Here is a 21,520-nt window from a genome sequence, read left to right as displayed (position 1 = left end):
TTCAGACCGGCTCCTGCCAGTCCTCGGCGAAGGCGTCGAGTTCGTGCTGGTCGAGGGTGATCAGCGGCTCTTCCGGGTCGGCCGCGTCGATGGCCGGATGCGTGTCCGCCCCGGTGTCCGGAGCGAGTTCCTTGACCGCGGCGGCGAGCGCGGCGACGGTCTTGTGGGTGAACACATCGCGCGGCGCCATGTCCAGGCCGTCCGCGTGGGCCAGGGTGACGAGCTTGACCGAGCTGATCGAGTCGCCGCCGAGGTCGAAGAAGCTGTCGTCGATGCCGACCCGCTCGACGCCGAGCGCCTGCGCGAACAGCGCGCACAGCCGCTCCTCACGGGCGGTGCGGGGCGCCCGGCCGGCGGGGGTGCCGGAGAAGTCGGGCGCGGGCAGGGCCGCCCGGTCGAACTTGCCGCTCGGTGTGACCGGCAGCCGGTCGAGGACGACGACGGCCGCCGGCACCATGTGGTCGGGCAGGGCGGCGGCGACCCGGCCGCGCAGGGCCGCCGGTTCCGGCCGGGCGTCGGGGGCCGGGGAGACGTACGCCACCAGCCGCCGGCCGGCCGGGTCCTCGCGGGCGACCACGACCGCCTGGGCGACCGTGGGGTCATCGGCCAGCACCGTCTCGATCTCGCCGGGCTCGATCCGGAAGCCGCGCACCTTGACCTGCTGGTCCGCCCGGCCCAGGTACCGCAGGGCGCCGTGCGGGGTACGGCGCGCCAGATCGCCGGTGCGGTACATCCGCGAGCCGGCCGGGCCGTAGGGGTCGGCCACGAACCGCTCCGCGGTGAGCCGGGCCCGGCCCAGGTAGCCGCGCGCCAGCCCCTCGCCCGCCAGATACAGCTCGCCCGGCGCTCCGACCGGCACCGGCCGCAGGGCGCCGTCCAGCAGGTAGACCCGCGCCCCCGTGACCGGGTCGCCGAGCGGCGGTCTGGTCCGGCCCGCCAGCGGGCGGCTCATCGTGGCCATGACGGTCGCCTCGGTCGGTCCGTAGGCGTTGACCATGCGGCGCCCCGCCGACCAGCGTTCGACCAGCTCGGGCGGGCATGCCTCGCCGCCCACGACGAGGGTGACACCGGCCGGCAGACCGTCCTCGGGCAGCACGGCGAGCGAGGAGGGCGGCAGCAGCAGCGTGGTCACGCCGTGCCGGGCCACGGTGGCCGCCAGGGCCGGGCCGGGCAGCAGTTCGTCGGCGGGCGCGACGACCGCGCTCGCCCCGGTCAGCAGGGCGGTCGTCAGCTCCCACACGGAGGCGTCGAAGCTCGGCGAGGCGAACAGCAGCACCCGCTCATCCGCGCGCGGTCGCAGGCCCCGGCGCTGCTGGGCGACCAGGGCGGCGATGCCGCGGTGGGGCACCAGCACACCCTTGGGGCGGCCGGTGGATCCGGAGGTGTAGATGAGATACGCGGTGTTCTCGGGCCGCAGCGGCGCCACCCGGTCGGCGTCGGTCAGGTCCTCATCCGAAGATCCGGCGGTCAACTCACCCTTGAAATCGGCCACTTGTCCCAGGGTGTCCGCATCGTCCAGACACAGGGTCCGTCCGGCGCCCGCCTCGGCCATCGCCCCGGCCGCCTCGGCGGTGGTCAGGACGAGGGCGGGCCGAGCATCGGCGACGACCTGGCGCAGCCGCTCGGGTGGGTATCCGAGGTCCAGCGGCAGATAGCCGGCGCCGGCCTTGAGGACGGCCACGACGGCGAGGACGGAGCGGGCCGACTTGGGGACGGCGACCGCGACGGTGTCCTCGGGCCCGATGCCCTGGGCCGCCAGTGCCCGGGCCAGCCGGTTGGCCCGCGCGTTGAGGTCGGCGTAGCTGACGGCCAGCGACCCTTCGTACACCGCGACGGCCTCGGGCCGGGCGCGGACCCGCTCCTCGAAGAGCTCGGGGAACGTTCGCGCGGCGGGGTGCGACGGGCCGTCGGCGGCGGCGCGGAACCGCTTGTGCTCCCCCGCCGTGAGCAGGTCGAGACGGCCCAGCGGCGATGCCGGGTCGGCCACGAAGCCGTCGAGGACCTTGCCCACCCGGGTGAGCAGGGCCTGGCCCTCCTCGGCGGTGAACAGGTCGGCGCGGTAGCTGAGTTCGAGGCTCAGGCGCTCGCCCGGCACCACGACCAGGCTGAGCGGATAGTGGGTGGCGCCGGGCACGGGCCGGTCGTCGACGGAAATCCGCAGCCCGGGGATGTGTTTTTGGACGGCTTCCCCGTCGACGGGGGTGTTCTCGAACCCGACGACGGTGTCGAAGAGTTCCCCGAGGCCCAGGGTCCGCTGCAGTTCGGCGAGGCCCAGATGCTGGTACGCGCCCAGCTCGGCCTGTCGGCGCTGGAGGTCGGCCAGGACGTGGACGAGGGGCCGTGCCGCATCGAGCCGCACCCGGACCGCCACGGTGTTCATGAGCAGGCCGACGATGTCCTCGGAGCCGGGCAGCTCCGGCGGGCGTCCGGCGCAGGTCGCGCCGAACACGATGTCGTCGCGGCCCAGCAGCTGGCCCAGCGCCACCGCCCATGCGCCCTGGACCACGGTGTTGAGGGTCAGGCCCGCGCTCCGTGCCGCACCGGTCAGCGCCGTGGTCCGCTCGGGGCCGAGGAGTTCGGTCGCCAGATGGGGCACGGTCGCGGTGGCGGCCTCGGCGTCCGGGGCGACGAGTGTCGGCTCCTCCAGGCCGGCCAGTTCCTCGGTCCAGGCCCGCGCCGCGCGCTCGTCGTCCTGGGCGGCGAGCCAGCGGAGGAAGTCGGCGAACTGCACGGGCGGAGGGTCCCCGGCGCTGCCGCCGTCGGCATACAGGGCGAACAGGTCGCGGAAGAACAGCGGCAGCGACCAGCCGTCCAGCAGCCCGTGGTGATACGACACCAGCAGCAGGTGGTCGTCGGCCGCGAGCCGGACCAGGGTGGCCCGCAGCAGCGGTGGCTCCGCGAGGTCGAAGCGGCGCAGCCGGTCCTCGTCGATCAGGTCGGCGAGGCGGTGGCGGCGCTCGTCCTCGGCGAGCCCGGAGAGGTCGGCCTCCCGCCAGGGCACGCTCATCTTCTCGTGCACCACCTGGACCAGACGGCCGGAGCTCAGGAGGGTGAAGGAGACCCGGAGGGCGCCGTGGCGGGCGACGACCGCCTCGACGGCCTCACGCAGCGCCTCGGGCCGCAGCGGGCCGGCAAGCCGTACGGGCGCCTGGGCCGTGTACACGTCGACGCCGTCGGCGGCGAGCACCGCGTGGAAGTGCATGCCCTGCTGCAGGGGGGTCAGTGGCAGCACATCGGCGACCCGCCGCCCGTCCTGGGCGAGCTCCGCCCGCTCGGCGTCGGAGAGCGAGACCAGCGGGCCTGCGGGCGCCCCGCCCCGACCTCGTGGTTCGTCCCGGGGGCCGGTGTTTTTGGCCACTTCCGCGAGCCGGGCGATGGTCGGGTGGAGGAAGATGTCCTTGGTGGTGATGGCCAGCTGGGCCCGGTGGGCGCGGGCCGCCAGCTGCATGGCGATGATGGAGTCGCCGCCGAGGTCGAAGAAGCTGTCGTCGACGCCGATCCGGGGGCGGCCGAGCACGTCGGTGAACACCTCGTGCAGCGCCCGCTCCCGCTCGGAGGTGGGGGCCCGGTACGCGCCCGCGGCCTGGAAGGCCGGCGCGGGCAGCGCCGCCCGGTCCACCTTGCCGTTCGGGGTGAGCGGCACGGCGTCGACCACCATCACGACCGCCGGGACCATATACGCCGGCAGCCGACGCGCCACCGCGTCGCGCAGTTCGGCAGCGTCGGGCCGGGCGCCGGGCGAGGGGCATACGTAACCCACGACGCGCCGCACACCGGACGGGTCGGTGGACACCGCCGCCACCGCCCGCGCCACCGAGGGCGCCGCGGCCAACGCGGCTTCGATCTCGCCCAGTTCGACGCGGTGGCCGCGTATCTTGACCTGGGAGTCCGCTCGCCCGCGGTACTCCACGACCCCGTCCGGGCGGCGGCGCCCCAGGTCACCGGTGCGATACATACGGGCGCCCGGCGGGCCGAACACATCGGCCACGAAACGCTCCGCCGTCGGGCCGGGCCGTCCCAGATAGCCCCGGGAGACCCCGGCGCCGGCGATGTACAGCTCGCCGACCACCCCGTCGGGCACCGGCCGCAGGAACGGGTCGAGCACATACACCCGGGCGTTGTCGGCGGGCCGGCCGATGGCGGGCCGGCCCTCGCCGTGCCAGAGCATCGCGTCGACGGTGCACTCGGCGGGGCCGTAGAGGTTGTACACCGACAGGCCGGGCACCGCGTGCAGTTCGGCCCACAGGTCCTCGGCGACCTCCTCGCCGCCGAGCGCCAGAACACCCACCCGGTGCCGCTCCCCCGACGCCTGGAACATGCCCGCGGCCAGCATCTGGCGGGCGACGGACGGTGTGGTGTCGAGGACGTCGACCGCGGCCGCCACGGCATGGTCGACCAGCGCCAGGGCGTCCTTGCGCACGGTGTCGTCGACGATGTGCAGCTCGTGGCCGGCGACCATCCACAGCAGCTGGCTGAAGGAGGCGTCGAAGCCGAGCGAGTTGGTCAGCGCCGCCCGCAGCGGTCGGCCGCCCGCCCGTGTCCGCTCCGGGTCGAAGAAGTTCGCCCGGTGGCTGTGGAACATGTTGGCCAGGTTGCGGTGCTCGACGGCGACCCCCTTGGGGCGGCCGGTGGAGCCGGAGGTGTAGATCACATACGCCAGGTGGCCGGGCAGCGGCGCGGCGGGGCGGCTGTCGGTGTCCGTGGCGGCTTCGGGCGGCGGGGCCTCGTCGACCCGCAGCGTCGGCACCCCTTCCGGCACGGCGTGCGCGGTCTCGGCGGTGGCCAGGACGAGGGCGGGTGCGGCCTCCGCGCAGATCGCCGCGATCCGCTCCGGGGGGTGCTCGGTGTCGATCGGCAGATATCCGGCCCCCGCCTTCCACACCGCCCAGATCGCCGTCACCGCGGCCGCGGTACGGGGCAGGGCGACACCCACGAGGCGGTCCGGCCCGGCGCCGTGGGCCACGAGCCGCCGGGCGAGCCGGTCGGCGTCTGCGCCCAGCCTTTCGAAGGTCAGGCTGGTGGTGGCGTCGGTGACGGCGACCGCGTGGGGGGTCGTACGGACCTGCGCCTCGAACAGCTCGGGCAGGGTCCGGTCCGGGTGCGCCACCATCCGGCCGCTCGCCGCGCCCAGGATCTCCCGCCGCTCGGCGTCGGAGCACCGCGGCAGCCGCCCGGCCGGCGCCTCGGGCCGCTCTGCGATGTCCCGGATCAGGGCGCACAGGCGTCGCAGCACCTCGTCCGCCGCCTCGCCGGTGAAGGCGTCCTCGCGGTAGTTGAGTTCGAAGCGGAGCCGGGGGCCGGGGTGGACGGCCAGGCTCAGCGGATAGTGGGTGCCCTCGAACGCGTCCTCGACGGCGTCCCGCAGCAGGGTGACGGCGAGCCCCGCCACCGAGGACCCCTGGACGGCTTCGCCGACGGGGACGTTCTCGAAGGCGACGGTGGTGTCGAAGAGTTCGGTGGCGCCGACGGCGCGCTGGATATCGGCCAGGCCCAGGTACTCGTGCCTGGTCAGGGCCGCCTGCTCGCGCTGGATGCGGACCAGCAGATCCGCCACGGGCTCGGCCGGGTCGATCCGTACCCGGGCGGGCACCGTGTTCATCATCAGGCCCACCATGCGCTCGCTGCCCGGGAGCTGGGGCGGGCGTCCGGCGACGGTGTTGCCGTAGACGACGTCACGCCGCCCGGTGAGCGCCGTCAGCAGCAGCGCCCACGCGCCCTGGACCACGGTGTTGGTGGTGAGGTCGCGCGAGCGGGCCGCGTCGGTGAGCCGGGCCGTGTCGGCCTCGGACAGTTCCGCGACGACGCGCTGCTGGCCGCGGTCGGAGGTGCCGGTGCCCGTACCGCCGCCCACCAGCGTCGGGCCGTCGAGTCCGGACAGCGCGGCCTGCCAGGCGCGTTCGGCCTCGCCGCGGTCCTGTTCGGAGAGCCAGCCGAGGTAGTCACCGAACGACGGGGCCGCCTCCAGCCGCTCGGCGGTGCCCCCGTCCCGGTAGATACGGAACAGGTCGGCGAGGACCAGGGGCAGCGACCAGCCGTCCAGCAGGATGTGGTGGTTGGTCAGTACGAGGACGTGGCGGTCGGGTGCCAGCCGCACCAGCGTGAAACGCAGCAGTGGCGGCTTGGCCATCTCGAAGCGCCGGGCGCGGTCTTCGGCCAGCAGCCGGGCGAGCCGCGCCCGGCGCTCCTCGGCGCCGTGGCCGGAGAGGTCGACCTCCTCCCACGGTGGCTCGACCGCGCGGGCGATGGCCTGGACGGCCTCGCCCGAGCGGCGCCGCAGAAACCCGGCGCGCAGGCTGGCGTGGCGGGCCGGCAGGGCGAGGCAGGAGCGGCGCAGGGCCTCGGTGTCCAGCGGCCCGGCCAGTTCCAGGGGGGTCTGCACAGTGTAGAAGTCCACCGGCTCGCCGGGCCCGCCTGTGGCGTCCCCCTCGTCGAAGAGGGCGTGGAAGAGGATGCCCTGCTGCAACGGCGAGAGCGGCAGCACCGTTTCCAGGGATGTCTGTTTCACCGTGATGTCTCCCACTGGGCTTCGAGCTCGTCGAATTCTTCCGCGTCGAGGTGCAGCAGGCTCGCGGCGTCCCGCGGCCTCCCGGCTTCGGGGCCGGTGTCCTCGGCCACTTCGGCGAGCCGGGCGATGGTCTTGTGGCGGAAGACGTCGTTGCTGGTGATGGCGAGCCCCGCCGCGTGGGCGCGGGCCGCGAGACGCATCGCGACGACCGAGTCGCCGCCGAGGTCGAAGAAGCTGTCGTCGACGCCGATCCGCTCGCCGCCGAGCACCTCGGTGAACACCTCGTGCAGCACGCGTTCCCGCTCGCTGGTCGGGGCGCGGTACGCGCTGGTGGCCTGGAACCGCGGGGCGGGCAGCGCCGCGCGGTCCAGCTTGCCGCTCGGGGTGAGCGGCAGGGCGTCGACCACCACCACGACCGCAGGGACCATGTACGCGGGCAGCCGGCGCGCCACGAACTCGCGCAGCCCGGCGGTGTCGGTGTCCGCGGCGGCGACGGCGTAGCCGACCAGGTGTCTGATCCCCGGCCGGTCCTCGCGGACGGTCACGACGGCCCCGCCGACCCCGGGCGCCTGGGCGAGGACGGCCTCCACCTCGCCCGGCTCGATGCGGTGGCCGCGCAGTTTGACCTGGCTGTCGGCGCGGCCGAGATAGGCGAGACCGCCGTCCGGCGTCCAGCGGGCCAGGTCGCCGGTCCGGTACATGCGTGCGCCGGGCGGGCCGAACGGGTCGGCGACGAACCGCTCGGCGGTGACCTCGGGGCGGCCGAGGTAGCCGCGGGCGAGCCCGTCGCCGCTCAGATACACCTCGCCCGCGACACCGGGTGGCACCGGACGCAGCGCGGGGTCGAGCAGCCTGACCCGGCCGCCGGGGACCGAGTGCCCCATGGGCGGGACGGTCCGGCCGGACAGCGCCCCGGTCTGGGTGGCGATGACGGTCGCCTCGGTGGGGCCGTAGGCGTTGACCATGTGGCGTCCCGGGGACCAGCGGGCGACCAGCTCCGGCGGGCAGGCCTCGGCACCGACGACCAGATTGATGTCCCGGGGCAGGCTGTCCGGTGGCATGGCGGAGAGCGCCGAGGGGGCGAGCAGCAGACAGTCGACCTTCAGCTCGGCCACGAGCTCGGCCAGCGGTGGCCCGGGCACCAGCCGTTCGGGCGGGGCGACCACCGCGGCGGCGCCGGTGAGCAGCGCCACGCACAGCTCCCACACCGAGGCGTCGAAGCTCGGCGAGGCGAACTGCAGCACCCGGGTGTCCGGGGTCAGCCGGAGCCGGTCCCGCTGGTGGCGCAGCAGGGCGGCCAGGCCCGTGTGGGTGACGACGACGCCTTTGGGACGGCCGGTCGAACCTGAGGTGTAGATGACATACGCCGGATGGCCCGGCCGCAGCGGCGCCCGGCGGTCGCGGTCCTGGAGATCGGCGTCGGTGCCGGCGGTGGTGTCGGTGTCGGCGGTGGTGTCAGTGTTGGCGTTGGTGTCCGGCAGTTGCGGCAGGGGGTGGCCGGTGAGGCGGTCCGCTCCGTCCAGGTACAGCCGCGGCACGTCCGGGGCCGTACTCCCGTCGTCGGCCGCCCGGGTGGTCAGCAGGAGCAGCGGCTCGGTGTCGTCGAGCATGGCGGTGATCCGCGTCCGCGGGTAGCCGAGGTCGACCGGGAGGTACGCCGCGCCCGACTTCATCACCGCGACCACGGCCGTCAGCGCGGCGATCCCCCGTGGCAGGGCGACGGCCACCAGGCGCTCGGGGCCGGCGCCGCGTTCGACCAGGGTCCTGGCGATACGGTTGGCGCGGGAGTTCAGCTCGGCGTAGTCGAGGGCGCCCTCGGCGGTGAGCACCGCCGGGGCGTGCGGTGTCCGGTGGACCTGCTCCTCGAACAGCTCCGGGAAGGTCCGTGGCGCGACGTGCCGCGCCGGCCCAGGCGGCCGGCCGGCGGCGAGCGCCTGGGCGCGCTCGGCCGCCGTGGATACGTCCACACGGGCCAGCGGGAGGTCCGGCGGGGCGGCGAGGAAGCGGGCGAGGAATTCGGTGAACCGGGCCTGGTGTGCGGCCAGTTCCTCGGCGGTGTAGCGGTCGGGGTTCGCCTCGAACTCGACGCGCGCGCCTTGGCCGTCGGGCCCAGGGTGGCAGGTGATGTTGAGGTCGGTGACCGGTCCGCCGGACAGGGTGGTGAGGCGGGCCTCGCGCCCCGTGAACGCGGTCTCGGAGCCCGCCGGCACGATGTTCACCAGCACGCCGAACAGTTGCTCGTCGGTGCCCAGGAGCCGCAGGTCGCGGCGGAGCTCGTCGTACGGGTAGCGCTGGTGTGTGAGCAGTTCGCCGAGCCGCAGCGCGACCTGCCGGACCAGCGACGTCCGGCCCGCGGCCGGGCTGACGGCGAGCCGCAGCGGGAGGGTGTTCGACAGCATGCCGGGCACGTTGCGGGACCGGGCGCCGACGCGCGCGGTGACCGGGACGCCGACGGTGAGGTCCTGGGCCCCGGTCATGCCCTGCAGATAGGCGGCGACCGCCGCCAGCATCGGCACCGTCCACGGCGCGCGGGCGTCCCGCCCCGCGGCCCCCAGCGCCCGCAGCTCGGCCGCCGACAGGGCCGTCGTCACCGAGAGCGCGCGCCCCGCGGCGCCGGTCGGCACCCCCGGCGCGAGCGACACGGCCTCGGGCCGCTCGGCGAAGACCCCGTTCCAGTACTTCTGGTCCGTGGTGTAGTCGTCCGACGCGCGGTAGTGCGCCTCCTCCGCCAGCAGTTCCTCAAGACGGCCCAGCGGCTCGCCCGTCGGCTCCCTCCCGGCGGCCAGGGCCTCGTAGCAGGCGGAGATCCGGCGTGAGTGCAGTACGGAGCCGAAGGCGTCGGACAGGATGTGGTGGCTGCGCTGGTACCACAGGTGGTGGTCGGCGCCGATCCGCATGAGGACGTGCCCGGACAACGCGTCCTGGAACAGGTCGCGCGGGGTGGCGCGGTCACGGTCGATCAGCGCGTGGGCGGCGGCGAGGGGGTCGGGCTCGCCGCTGAGGTCGAGCTCCCGCCACGTCGAGCGGCCTGGCGCGACCGGCCGCTGGTACAGCCCGTCCGGCCGCTCCACCAGCTCGACGTCCCAGCTGCCGCTCTCCCCCTCCGCCCGGCGGATCGCCCGCCGCAGCAGCTCCCCGTCCACCGGTCCCCGGAGCTCCATGGCGGCCACCGTGTTGTAGGCCGGGTTGTCGGGCTGGAGGCGCTGGGCGTGGAACACGCCCCGCTGGGCGGCTGTGAGCGGAAGCAGCTCGGTGTCGCGTGAAGTCATCGGGTCGTAACCGCTCTCTCCTGCGCTCGACGGACCGCTCCGCCGGATCAAGGGCTCGCCATCTCGGTCGATGCTGCATCGGTGGCGCGGCCACTTGCCAGGCAATCGACCGGCAATCGCGGTTGCTGGTGGAAATGCCGCCCGCGCCCTGGCGAGTTACCGGCCGGTTGCCTGGTGGCCGCGGGGCCCTCGTGGCGATGCTGTCCGGCAGCCGGGCACGCGGTGGCGCCCCGAAGGACGTACGGGCGTGGCCCGTGCACTCCTGGAAAGGACGGGGACGTTGGGAATCCCGGACCGAGGCCTGCTCGACTGGCTGGACGAGGCGTCCACCGAGCGCGGCCTGTACTACGCGAACCACGACGACGGCTGGGACTTCTGGTCCTACCGCGACCTGGGACGGCTGGTGCTCACCACGGCCGCCGCGCTGCGGGCGCACGGGGTGGGGCAGGGCGAGGTGGTGGCGCTGGTGCAGCGCTCCAGCCCGGGCTTCGTCGCCGGGTTCTTCGGCGCTCTGGCCGCCGGGGCGACACCGTGCGCCATCGCCCCGCCGTTCGCCTACCAGCGGGCCGACGAGTACGAGGCGCACGCCGCCCATCTGCTGCGGACCGTACGCCCCGCGGCCGTCGTCTGCGACGACGAGTCGCTGGAGCGGCTGCGTAAGATCGCCGCCGACCAGGGCGTCGGCGAACCGGTGTCCTTCGACCAGCTCGTCGCGGACACCGAGCCGCTGGAGAGGCCACTGCCGCTTCCCGAGACCGCGCTGCTGCAGTTCACCTCCGGGTCGAGCGGTTTCTCACGCGGTGTGCGGATCTCCGCCGAGGCGCTGCGGACCAACATCGGTGGGATGGGGTTCTGGCTGGGCTGTGCCCCGCACCGCCCCGCGGCCAGCTGGCTGCCGGTCCACCACGACATGGGCCTGGTCGGCTTTCTGCTCAATGTCGTCGTCACCGGCTTCGACGGCTGGATGCTCCAGCCGGACGACTTCATCCGCTCCCCGCTGCGCTATCTGCGCTGCCTCAGCGAGCGGCGCGTCGTCATGACGGCGATGCCCAACTTCGGCCTGTCGTACATCCTGCGCCGGGTCAGCCCCGCCGATCTGGAGGGTCTGCGCTTCGATGCGCTCCGGGCCTTGATCATCGGCGCGGAGCGGGTCGACCCGCGGGTGCTGCGCGACTTCCACGCGCTGCTGGGCCCGCACGGCCTCGACCGCGGCGCGCTGGTGCCCGCCTACGGAAGCGCGGAGGCCACGCTCGCGGTGACCGGTCTGCCCCCTGGCGAGGGCTGGACGACGGGGCAGCCCGACCACGGCTCCGGCGACACCGCGTCCCTGGCCGGGACGGCGGTGGTGGGCTGCGGCCGGCCGCTGCCGGGCCGGACGGTGACGATCGTGTCCGAGGACGGGGCGCCGCTCCCGGACGGGCGGGTCGGTGAAATCCTCGTCAGCGGGGTGTCGATCGCGAGCGGATACATCGGCGACACCGGGTCCGCCTCCGGGACCAGCCTCGGTGAGGAGGGGCTGCGCACCGGGGACGCGGGGTTCCTGCGTGACGGGCAGCTGTTCGTGATCGGCCGGCTGGGCGACGGGCTCAAGGTCAGCGGGAAGATGGTGTTCGCGGAGAGCCTGGAGACCCTGCTGCATGAGCGAGGTGTCCCCGAGCGCCGGGTCGCCGTCCTCCTCGGTGTCCGCGACGCCACGCCCACGGGGGTGGTGGTGTTCGCGGGGGCGCGGCCCGAGTGGCGGCGGATCGCCCATGAGGTGTTGTCCGAATGGCTCGGCGACGCCGAGTTGCTGTCCGTCGAGGTGCCCCGGGGCGGGATCGCCGTCACCTCCAGCGGAAAGCCCCGGCGCCGCGTCATCTGGCAGGCGGTGTGCTCCGGCGCGTTGGCGGCGGCCCGGCCGCTGACCGCGGGCTGACCCGGCACGGACAGACGGCATGCCCGGCGCGCGGTGCGCGCCGGGCAGTGGCCGGGCAGTGGCCGGGGCCGCGTCAGCGGCTCGTCATCGCCTCCGGGCGTACCAGGTTCTCCGCGACCAGCAGCCCCTTCACCCGCTCCGACAACAGGCCCAGCTGCCGCAGCACATGGATCACCTGCTGGAACAGCAGCTGCCGGTAGGTGGCCATCATCGGGTTGGTGCGGGCGAAGTGCAGCCCCTTGGTCACGTCGAGCTCCATCCGCTCCCACACCTCGCGGAGCATGAAGCGGCGGGACATCAGCCGGATGGACTCCAGCAGGAAGTCCTCGCGCTCGCGCAGTTCGGCCGAGGTCGCCTGCTCGTACATGCCGGTGAGGGCGGTGACGCCGAAGGCGATGTGCCGGGCCTCGTCACTCGCGACCATCTTGGTGATCTGGCGGATCAGCGGGTCGCCGAAGCCGCTGCTGGCGAGCCGCAGCCCGGTGATCGCCAGGCCCTCCATGACGACCTGCATGCCGAGGTAGACGATGTCCCACCGGGACTCCGACAGCACGTCGTGGAGCAGCGTCCCGAGCCCGGGGTTGACCGGGTAGACGGTGCCCAGCTTCTCGTCCATGTAGCGCGCGAACGCCTCGACGTGGCGCGCCTCGTCGGCCACCTGGGAGGCCGCGTAGGTCTTGGCGTCCATGTCGGGCACGGTCTCCACCAGCCGGGCCGTGGTCACCAGCGCGCCCTGCTCGCCGTGGAGGAACTGGCTGCACATCCAGGCCTGGTACTCCCAGCGGAACTGGGTGAGCAGTTCGCGCGGCACCGGGCTGCCCTCGCCGACCACGAAGCCGGCGAGCCGCGCCCCGTTCTCCTCCGTCAGCTCGGCCCCGAACCGGACGTCGTGGTCCCAGTCGATGTCGGTGGCGGCGTTCCACTGTCCGGCCTTGTTCTTCTCGTACAGGCGCCACACACGGCTGTCACGCTTGCCGTAGTCCCAGTTCAGGCACGCCTGGGTGAGTGATTCGACCTTCATCAGGTCCGCCGACACGGCGTCCAGGACGAAGAAGGGCGAGTCGGCTGCCTCGTCAGGAGGAGCGGTCATGGGAGTGCGATCCCCTCGGGCACAAGGGCGGACGGTCGCCACGATCCTCACCGGTCCAGCCGGCCGCCCACCAGGCAGGTCCGGGGGCAACTTCGCGGCAGAGCGGTTGCCGGTCCCCGTGCCTGGCCGGGGCCCCGCCACCGGGACACGATGGGGCCGCCGGGGCCACCGCCCCGCAGTGAGTGCAGGGCGACGAAAGGAGCGGGATGCGAACCCATGCCGCCGTGCCACCCTCCCACCCCGCGAACCCGTCGGCGCGTGGTGTGGACACTCCGTGGATCGTCGGCCGGGTGACCGCGCCCAGCCCCCGGCTGCGGCTGTTCTGTCTCCCCCAGGCGGGTGGCAGCGCGGGGTCGTTCGCCCCCTGGCGCCTCACCCCGCCCCACACCATCGAGCTGGCCACGGTCGAGCTCCCCGGCCGTGGTGTGCGCGCCGGGGAGCCCGTGCCGGACACGCTGGAGGAACTGGCCGACGCGGTGCTCGACGGCATCGCGGACGAGTTCGACCTGCCGTACGCGCTCTTCGGCCACAGCTTCGGCGCGCTCCTCGGCTACGAGATCGCCGTACGCGCCGGCCGCCGTGGCCTGCCCACGCCCCGCGCGCTCCTGGTCTCCGCGTCCCGGGCGCCGCACACCCCGGTGCCCAAGCGGATCTCGGACCGGGACGACCGGGAACTGCTCGCCTGGCTCGAGGGGTTCGGCGGCTTCCCGCCCGGCCTTCGGGAGTATCCGTCGTATCTGCGGTACGCGCTGCGCACGGTACGGCGCGACCTCGCGCTCACCGAGGTGTACCGCGGCGCCGGGCCGGTGCCGGTGGGCTGTCCGCTGCATGTCTTCGGCGGCGCCGAGGACCCGCTGGTGGGCGCGGTCCAGCTGGAGCGCTGGCGGGCGTGTGCCTCGGCCGGGTTCACCCTCCAGCTGCTGCCCGGCGGGCACGACTACCTCTTCACCGGCGCTCCGGCCGTGCTCGACGCCGTCACGGCGGTGCTCGGCTGACCGGTGGTGTTCTCACCGATACCGGGGCACCGACACCGGGCCCCTTCCCCAGGGAGTTGTGACGCGTGGACGAGCTGACCGGCATCACCGTGTTGGAGGCGGACGGCGAGCGGCTGGGGTCCTTCGTGCGGCGGCACGTCCCGGCGATCGACGAGGCCGTCGCCGGGGCCGGGGCCGTGCTGATCCGGGGGGCCGGCGCCGAGGGCGTCGGAGATTTCCAACAGGCCCTGGACGGGCTCGGGTTCAAGCCGCTGGAGTACACCGAGCGCTCGACGCCGCGCAGCGAGGTGGGCGACGGCGTCTTCACCTCCACCGAGTACCCGGCGCGCGAGGTGATCCCGCAGCACTGCGAGTCGTCGTACGCCGGTGCCTGGCCCGGCCGGCTGGCCTTCTTCTGCGCCACCCCGGCGGACACCGGCGGTGCCACCCCGATCGCGGATGTCGCGCGGGTGGCGGAGGACATCCCGGACGAGGTGCTGCGGGCCGTGGCGGCGCGGGGGCTGCGGTATGTGCGCAACTACGGCAGCGGTGTCGGCCTCGACTGGCGCGAGGCCTTCCAGACCGAAAGCCGCGCGGAGGTGGCCCGGTTCTGTGCGGCGGGCGGCCTGGAGTGGGAGTGGCTGGAGGACGACCGGCTGCGCACGGTGCGCGGGGCGCCGGCGACCGTGGCGCACCCCCGCACCGGGCGCCGGGTGTGGTTCAACCACCTGGTGCTGTTCCACCAGTCCTCGCTGCCGCAGGGGCTGCGGAGGGACCTGGTGGCGCTGTTCGGCGAGGGCGGGCTGCCCAACGATGTGCTGTTCGGCGACGGGAGCCCGATCCCGGACGAGATGGTCGCCGCGGTCCGTACGGCCTTCGAGCGCCGTGCGCAACGCTTCGACTGGCACCGCCACGACCTGCTGGTGATCGACAACATGCGCTGGTCGCACGGCCGGGAGGCGTTCACCGGGGAGCGCCGGGTGCTGGTGTCCATGTCCGACCTGATCACCAGGGCCGATCTGCCGCAGCCCGCCCTGCGCGGCTGAGTCGCGCGCATGAGGTGTGCGGCTGAGTCGTGCGGCTGAGTTGTGCGGCTGAGTTGTGCGGCTGAGTTGTGCGGCTGAGTTGTGCGCACCGGCAACGCCGGGCGCCCGCCGGGCCGTCGGTGGGCAGGGAAGCTGCCGGTCGGCTGCCTGGCCCGGGGATCGGCCGCGCGACATCATCGTCGCGGTGGCCGAAAACCGTCGGCTCAGCTTCCCGCCACGCCTGCCCATGACATGACCCATCACTGACACAGCGCGCGCCTCGGCGCGCGCCGCCGACCGCTTCCGGGGAACCTGACAGTGAACGAAGTGTCCCAGTCGCCGATCGAGTCCGTGCTGCCCCTCACTCCGCTGCAGGAGGGCATGCTCTTCCACGCTCTGTACGACTCCGAGGCTGCGGACGTCTACACCATCCAGGCCCCTCTCGAACTGCTCGGAGACGTCTCGGCGAAGGCGCTGCGCGCGGCCTGCGCCGCCACTCTCGCGCGCCACGCCGTGCTGCGCGCCGGTTTCCGCCAGCGGGGGAACGGGCAGGCGGTGCAGCTGATCCGGCGGACCGTACGGACGCCGTGGACCGAGCTCGACCTCTCCGCGGACCCCGAGTCCGTGCGCCGGAAGAAGCTGGTGGCCTTCCTCGAGGAGGAGCGCTCGCGCCGCTTCGACATGACGGCCCCGCCGCTGATGCGGTTCGCGCTCGTCCGGCTCGCCGAGAGCCAGTACGTGTTCGTCCTGACATACCATCACATCCTGCTCGACGGCTGGTCCCTGCCGCTGGTGCTGGAGGACCTGTTCGCCCTTTACCACCGGAAGGCGGAGGGCGACGACGGCACGGGGGACGCGGGACTGCGGCCGGTCACGCCGTTCTCCGACTTCCTGCGGTGGCTCTCCCGGCAGGACCGCCCGGCCGCCGAGGAGGCCTGGCGGTCGGCCCTCCAGGGACTCTCCGAGCCGACGCTCGTCGCCGCCGGGGCGCCCGTGGCCGGCGACGGGGAGATGCCCGGCCTGACCCGCGTCACGCTTCCCGAGGACGCCACCGAGGCGCTGACGGCGACCGCCCGGAAATGTGGGCTGACCCTCAACACGGTGGTGCAGGGCGTCTGGTCGCTGCTGCTCTCCCTGCTGACCGGGCGGGACGACGTGGTGTTCGGCCAGACCGTGCACGGCCGCCCGCCGCGGCTGCCCGGCGCCGACGCGATGGTGGGCCTGCTCATGAACGCGCTCCCGGTCCGGGTGCGGATCGACCCGGCGGAGCCGCTGGCCGACCTGTTCGCCCGGATCCAGGACGAGCAGTTCGCGCTGGCTCCGCATCAGCACCTCGGGCTGACCGAGGTGCGGCGGCTGTCCGGCCTTGACACGCTGTACGACACCTCGACGGGTTTCGGCGACGCGCCCTTCGACTGGGCATCCGTGCGGGACAGCGTGCCGGGCCTGCGGATCGCGCCACTCGCCGAAGACTCCGCCGACACGACCGACGCGACCGGCGGGGCGGGTGGGTCGGAGGGGTCGGAGGGGTCGGACGGGGCGGACACCGAGGCCGGCGGCCAGCAGGAGATCACCGGCGCCACCCACTACCCGCTGAGCGTGGTCGCCATACCAGGCCCCCGACTGAGCCTGCACATCAGCTACCGCCGGTGTCTGTTCGACGGCGCCCGCCTGGAGCTGATCCGCACCCGGCTGCGGTTGCTGCTCGACGCCTTCGTCCACTCCCCCACCACCCCCGTCGCCCACCTGCCCCTGCTGACCGACCGGGAGCGCGAGCAGGTGCTGGGCGAGTGGGCCCGCCGCCCGGAGGTGCCGTCGCCCGGGGCGTACGGAGGCGATCGGGCGACGCTCCCCGAACTCTTCGAGGCCCAGGCGCGCCGAACCCCCGACGCCCCGGCCGTCGCCGGCCCGGCGGACACCCTCAGCTACCGCGGGCTCGACGAGGCCGCGAACCGGCTGGCCCGGCTCCTGCTGCGGCGCGGCGTACGGCCGGGAGACCTCGTCGCCGTGGCGCTGCCGCGCGGTGTCGACCTGATCGTGGCGCTGCTGGGGTCCCTGAAGGCGGGGGCCGGATATCTGCCGGTCGACCCCGGATATCCGGCGGAGCGCGTGGCGTTCATGCTCGCCGACGCCGCCCCGTCCGCCGTCGTCTGCGCGGACACCGGCCACCCGGCGCTCGCCGCGCACCCGTCGGCGGTCCCGCTCGGCGACCCCGCCGTGCGGGCGGAGCTGGCGGCGCTGCCGGGCCACGGGGTGGACGACGTCGAGCGCGGCACTCCGATCCGCCCCGCCGACCGCGCCTATGTCATCTACACCTCGGGGTCGACCGGCCGCCCCAAGGGGGTGGCGGTGGAACACCGCACGGTCGACAACTACCTGTCCTTCGCCCGCGCGGCCTATCCGGGGCTGGCCGCACAGGCGCTGGTGCACTCGCCACCGTCCTTCGACCTCACCGTCACCGGCATCTTCGGCCCGCTGACCTCGGGCGGCCTGGTGCGCGTGGTCGATCTGGACGACTTCGACGCCCCGCCGGGGGCCGAGGGCGACGGGCCCGCGTTCGTCAAGGCCACGCCCAGCCATCTGCCGGTGCTGGTGGCCTCCGACGCGTGGTACTCCCCGACGAGCGAACTCGTCCTGGGCGGCGAGCAGTTGACCGGGGAGGCGCTGGCCGCGTGGCGGGACCGCCACCCTCGGGTGACGGTCGTGAACGAGTACGGCCCCACCGAGGCGACCGTGGGCTGTGTGGAACACCGCCTGGAGCCCGGGGATCCGCTGCCGCGGGGCGCGGTGCCGATCGGCCGCCCCGTCCCCGGCGCCCGGATCTATGTCCTGGACCCGTGGCTGCGCCCGGTCCCGGCAGGCGTCCCCGGCGAGCTGTACATCGGCGGCGAAGTGCTGGCCCGCGGCTATGTCGGACGGCCGGGGCTCACCGCGGGCCGCTTCGTCGCCGACCCGTTCGGCGCGCCCGGCGGACGGATGTACCGGACCGGCGACATCGCCTGGTGGCGGCCGGACGGCACGGTGGTCTACGGCGGCCGGGCCGACGACCAGGTCAAGGTCCGTGGCTTCCGGATCGAACTGGGCGAGATCGAGGCCGTGGTCGGAGGCGACCCCGCCGTCGCCCAGGTGGCCGCGGCGGTACGGGAGGACCGCGCCGGTGCGCCGCGCCTGGTGGCGTATGTCGTGGCGGCGCCCGGACGGGAGGCCGACGTGGCCACCCTGGCCGAACGTGTCGCGGCGAAGCTCCCCGCGTACATGCTCCCCTCGGCCTTCGTCCCCCTGCCCGCGCTGCCGCTGAGCCCCAACGGCAAGGTCGACCGGGCGGCGCTGCCCCAGCCGGACCCGGCGGAGCCGACACCACCGGCGCGGCAGGAGGCCACGCGGACCGGGGATGCGATGGACACCGGGGAGACCGGGTCGACCGGGTCGACCGGGGAGACCGGGGAGACCCGGCCGGACGCGGGGCCGGAGCAGGACGCGGCGGCCACGCTCACCGGACTCTTCGCGCAGGTGCTCGGCGCCGACGCGGTCGGGGCCTCGGATGACTTCTTCACCCTCGGCGGCGATTCCATCACCGTGATCCAACTGGTGGCCCGGGCACGCGAGGCGGGGCTGCGGTTCACCCCCAAACAGGTCTTCACCCATCGCACGGCCGACGCCCTGGCCGCGTTCCTGGGGCAGGAGGAGCGGCCGGCCCCGGCCCCCGCGGCCGGCTCCCCCGCTCCCGACGAGGCGTCCGCCACCGTCCCCGCCACACCCATCACACGGTGGCTTCTGGAACGCGGCGGCGCGATCGACGCCTTCCACCAGTCGACGCTGCTGCGCGTGGCGCCGGGGCTCGGCACGGACCGGCTGGCCGCCGCCGTACGAGCCGTGGTGGAGCGCCACCAGGCGCTGCGCGCCCGGCTGCGGGACGACGGCTCGCTCGCCCTGGGCCCGGTGGACCCGCGCGGGCTGCGCGCGGCGGTCCGGCGGGTCGACGTCTCCGGCCTGGCCGCGGGCGACCTCCGCCGCCGGATCGCGGACCGCGCCGGCGAGGACGCCGACGCCCTCGCCCCGCGCGACGGCGTGATGCTGCGGGCCACCTGGTTCGACTGCGGCGCGAGCCGGCCGGGGCGGCTGCTGGTCACCGTCCACCACCTGGCCGTCGACGCGGTCTCCTGGCACATCCTGCTGACCGATCTGTACACCGCCTGGCGCGGTCGTACGGCGGCCGGCGCCGCCCCCGTGCCGGAGCCGGACCCCGTGCCCGTCCCGCTGCGGGAGTGGAGCCACCGGCTGTACGCCGCGGCGAAGACGCCCACCGTGCTGGACGAGCTCCCCTTGTGGCGCCGGATCCTGCGTACGGGCGGGATCGCGCTGACCGACGCCCGGCTCTCGCCGTCCCGGGACATCCACGCCACGGCCGGGGAACTCACCCTCACCCTCCCCGAGGACCTGACCACGCCACTGCTCACCACGGTGCCGGCCGCCTTGTCCACCGGCACCAGGGAGGTGCTGCTCACCGGCCTGGCGCTCGCCGTCGCCGCCTGGCGGCGCCCCGGTGCCGGCGCCGGCACCGCGGTGCTGGTCGATGTGGAGGGACACGGCCGTGAACCCGTCGGCGAGGACATCGACCTGTCGGGCACCGTCGGCTGGCTCACCTCCCTGTATCCGATGCGGCTCGACGCCGGGTTCGGCGACTGGGACCCGGACCGGGACCCGGCGCCCGCACGCCTGGGCGAAGCCGTACGCCGCATCGCGGACCAGGTCCGGGAGATCCCCCGGCGCGGCATCGGCTTCGGCCTGCTGCGCCATCTGAACCCGGACACGGCCGCCGAGCTGGCGGCCTGCCCGGCCCCGCAGATCGGGTTCAACTACCTGGGCCGGCAGGACGGTTCGGCCGACGGGGACTGGAGCGTGGCACCCGAGTCGGACGCGCTGCCGGGCGGGGCCGATCCGCGGATGCCGCTGGCGCATGTCATCGAGGTGAACGCGGCGGTCGAGGACGGCCCGGCCGGGCCACGGCTGGCCGCCCACTGGCTGTGGGCCCCTCGTCTGCTGACCGAGGGGGAGTCCGGTGAAATCGCCCGGCTCTGGTTCGCCGCGCTGCGCGCCCTGGTGGCGTACGGGACGAGTGCCCAGGCACCCGGGCCCGTGGCCACGCGATCGGTGGAGGACGCCGGGGAGCGGGACGAGGCGGAGCTGTCCCGGCTCGGCGCCCGCATCGGCATGCCCGTCACCCAACTGCTGCCGCTCACCCCGACCCAGGAGGGGCTGCTCTTCCACGCCCGGTACGACAGCGGGGACCTGGACGTCTACAACGTGCAGATCACCTTGGAGGTGCGGGGCCGGCTCGACGCCGAGCGGTTCCGGGGCGCGTGCGACGCTCTGCTGCGCCGCCACCCGATGCTTCGCGCGGGCTTCGCGCAGCGGCGGTCGGGGGAACCGGTGCAGGTCATCCCGGAAGAGGTCCGGATGGACTGGCACACCCACGACCTGACCGGCCTGGACACGCGGGAGCGGGACGCCCGGCTGGAGGCGCTGCTGGACGCCGACCGGCGGCGACGCTTCGATGTGGCCCGGCCACCGCTGGCCCGCTGCACCCTGGTCACGCTCGCCGAGGACCGGCAGACCCTGGCCTTGAGCATGCACCATCTGCTGGTGGACGGCTGGACCACCTCGCTGCTGCTGCGCGATCTGCTCGCGCTCTTCGACCACGGCGAGGACACCGATCTGCCCGCCCCCGGACACTACCCCGACTATCTGCGGTGGCTGGCCGCGCAGGACCGCGAGGAGGCGCACACCGCCTGGAGCGGCGCGCTGGCGGGCCTGACGGAGCCCACCCTGGTCTGCCCCGGCCAGGACACCGCGCGGATCCGCGTACTGCCGGAACGCGTCGCGTTCGAGCTGTCCGAGCCGGACACCGCCGCGCTGCTGGAGGCGTCGCGACGGGCCGGTGTCACGCTCAACACGCTGCTGCGGGCCGCGTGGGCGCTGTGTCTGCACCGGCGGACCGGGCGCCGGGACATCGTCTTCGGGGCCACGGTCTCGGGGAGGGTGGCCGAGCTCCCCAGGGTCGAGGAGATGGTGGGGCTGTTCGTCAACACCGTGCCGGTGCGGGTGCGCCTGGACGCGGCCGAGCCGGTGGCCGGGCTGCTGGCGCGGCTGCAGGACGAGCATGCCGAACTCCTCCCGTACCACCATCTCGCCCTGACGGACATCCAGCGGGCGGCGGGGATCGGCACCCTGTTCGACACCTGCGTCGTCTTCGAGAACTTCCCGACCGCCGAGGCCCTGCCCAGCCCGGAGGACGGCCTGCGGCTGACGGACGTGGCCGGGTACGACGCCTACCACTACCCCCTGAAGCTGATGGTCGCGCCCGGCCGGCGGCTGCTCCTCGAGGTCAGTCACCGCCCCGACCTGTTCGACGCCGAGGACGCCCGGCAGGTGGTGGCGCGGCTGCGGGAACTGCTGACCGAACTGCCGGCGGCCCTGACGGCCCCGACCGGACACTTTCTCACCGACATCGCCGCACCGGCCGTCGAACCCGCGGTGCGGCGGCTGTGCGAGCTGATCGCCGAGGTGCTGGGGCACGGGTCCGTCGGAGCGGACGACGACGTGTTCGCCCTCGGCTGTGACTCGCTGACCGCGCTGCGCCTGGCGGGCCGGATCGAAGCGGAGCTCGACCGGACCGTCGACGTCGCGACCGTGTTCCGCTGTCGCACCGCGCGGGCCCTCGGCGACGCACTCTGACCACGTC

At 74.4% G+C, this 21,520-nt stretch carries 7 protein-coding genes; 4 read left to right on the top strand and 3 right to left on the bottom strand.

Annotated features, from left to right (window positions below; all coding sequences use genetic code 11):
- Position 1: 1 nt before the first annotated feature.
- Both ACFZDL_RS08445 and ACFZDL_RS08440 read right to left on the bottom strand, forming a co-directional pair.
- Positions 2-6,505 (bottom strand): amino acid adenylation domain-containing protein, encoded by a 6,504-nt coding sequence (locus ACFZDL_RS08445; protein WP_353593485.1) that lies wholly within the window; start codon positions 6,503-6,505, stop codon positions 2-4.
- Entirely contained in the window at positions 6,502-9,774 is a 3,273-nt protein-coding gene (locus ACFZDL_RS08440; RefSeq protein WP_353593486.1) for an amino acid adenylation domain-containing protein, read from the bottom strand. Before ACFZDL_RS08440 ends, ACFZDL_RS08445 begins: the two co-directional genes overlap by 4 nt.
- A 247-nt stretch (positions 9,775-10,021) precedes the next feature.
- Between ACFZDL_RS08440 and ACFZDL_RS08435 the strand changes: the two genes are divergently transcribed.
- A complete protein-coding gene (locus ACFZDL_RS08435; RefSeq protein WP_353593487.1) occupies positions 10,022-11,689 on the top strand; it encodes an AMP-binding protein in 1,668 nt (555 codons plus the stop codon).
- Between the two features lie 73 nt (positions 11,690-11,762).
- Here the strand turns inward: ACFZDL_RS08435 and ACFZDL_RS08430 are convergent, their stop codons facing one another.
- A complete protein-coding gene (locus ACFZDL_RS08430) occupies positions 11,763-12,779 on the bottom strand; it encodes a ferritin-like domain-containing protein (protein ID WP_353593488.1) in 1,017 nt (338 codons plus the stop codon).
- 206 nt (positions 12,780-12,985) lie between these two features.
- Here ACFZDL_RS08430 and ACFZDL_RS08425 point away from each other — a divergent pair, with 206 nt between their 5' ends.
- The 3 genes from ACFZDL_RS08425 to ACFZDL_RS08415 all read left to right on the top strand — a co-directional run bounded on the left by ACFZDL_RS08425 (position 12,986) and on the right by ACFZDL_RS08415 (position 21,513).
- Positions 12,986-13,774 (top strand): alpha/beta fold hydrolase, encoded by a 789-nt coding sequence (locus ACFZDL_RS08425; protein WP_353593489.1) that lies wholly within the window; start codon positions 12,986-12,988, stop codon positions 13,772-13,774.
- A 65-nt stretch (positions 13,775-13,839) separates the two neighbouring features.
- On the top strand, positions 13,840-14,799 hold the full coding sequence (locus ACFZDL_RS08420) for a TauD/TfdA family dioxygenase (RefSeq protein ID WP_353593490.1): 960 nt from the start codon (positions 13,840-13,842) through the stop codon (positions 14,797-14,799).
- A 306-nt stretch (positions 14,800-15,105) separates the two neighbouring features.
- Positions 15,106-21,513: an amino acid adenylation domain-containing protein gene (locus ACFZDL_RS08415; protein WP_353593491.1), complete on the top strand. Its 6,408-nt coding sequence runs from the start codon at positions 15,106-15,108 to the stop codon at positions 21,511-21,513.
- Positions 21,514-21,520: the final 7 nt, after the last annotated feature.

Source organism: Streptomyces sp. NPDC007917 (assembly GCF_042959105.1).
Lineage (GTDB): Bacteria > Actinomycetota > Actinomycetes > Streptomycetales > Streptomycetaceae > Streptomyces.
Note: the sequence above shows the minus strand (reverse complement) of the source record. Positions and strands in the feature narration are given on the sequence as shown.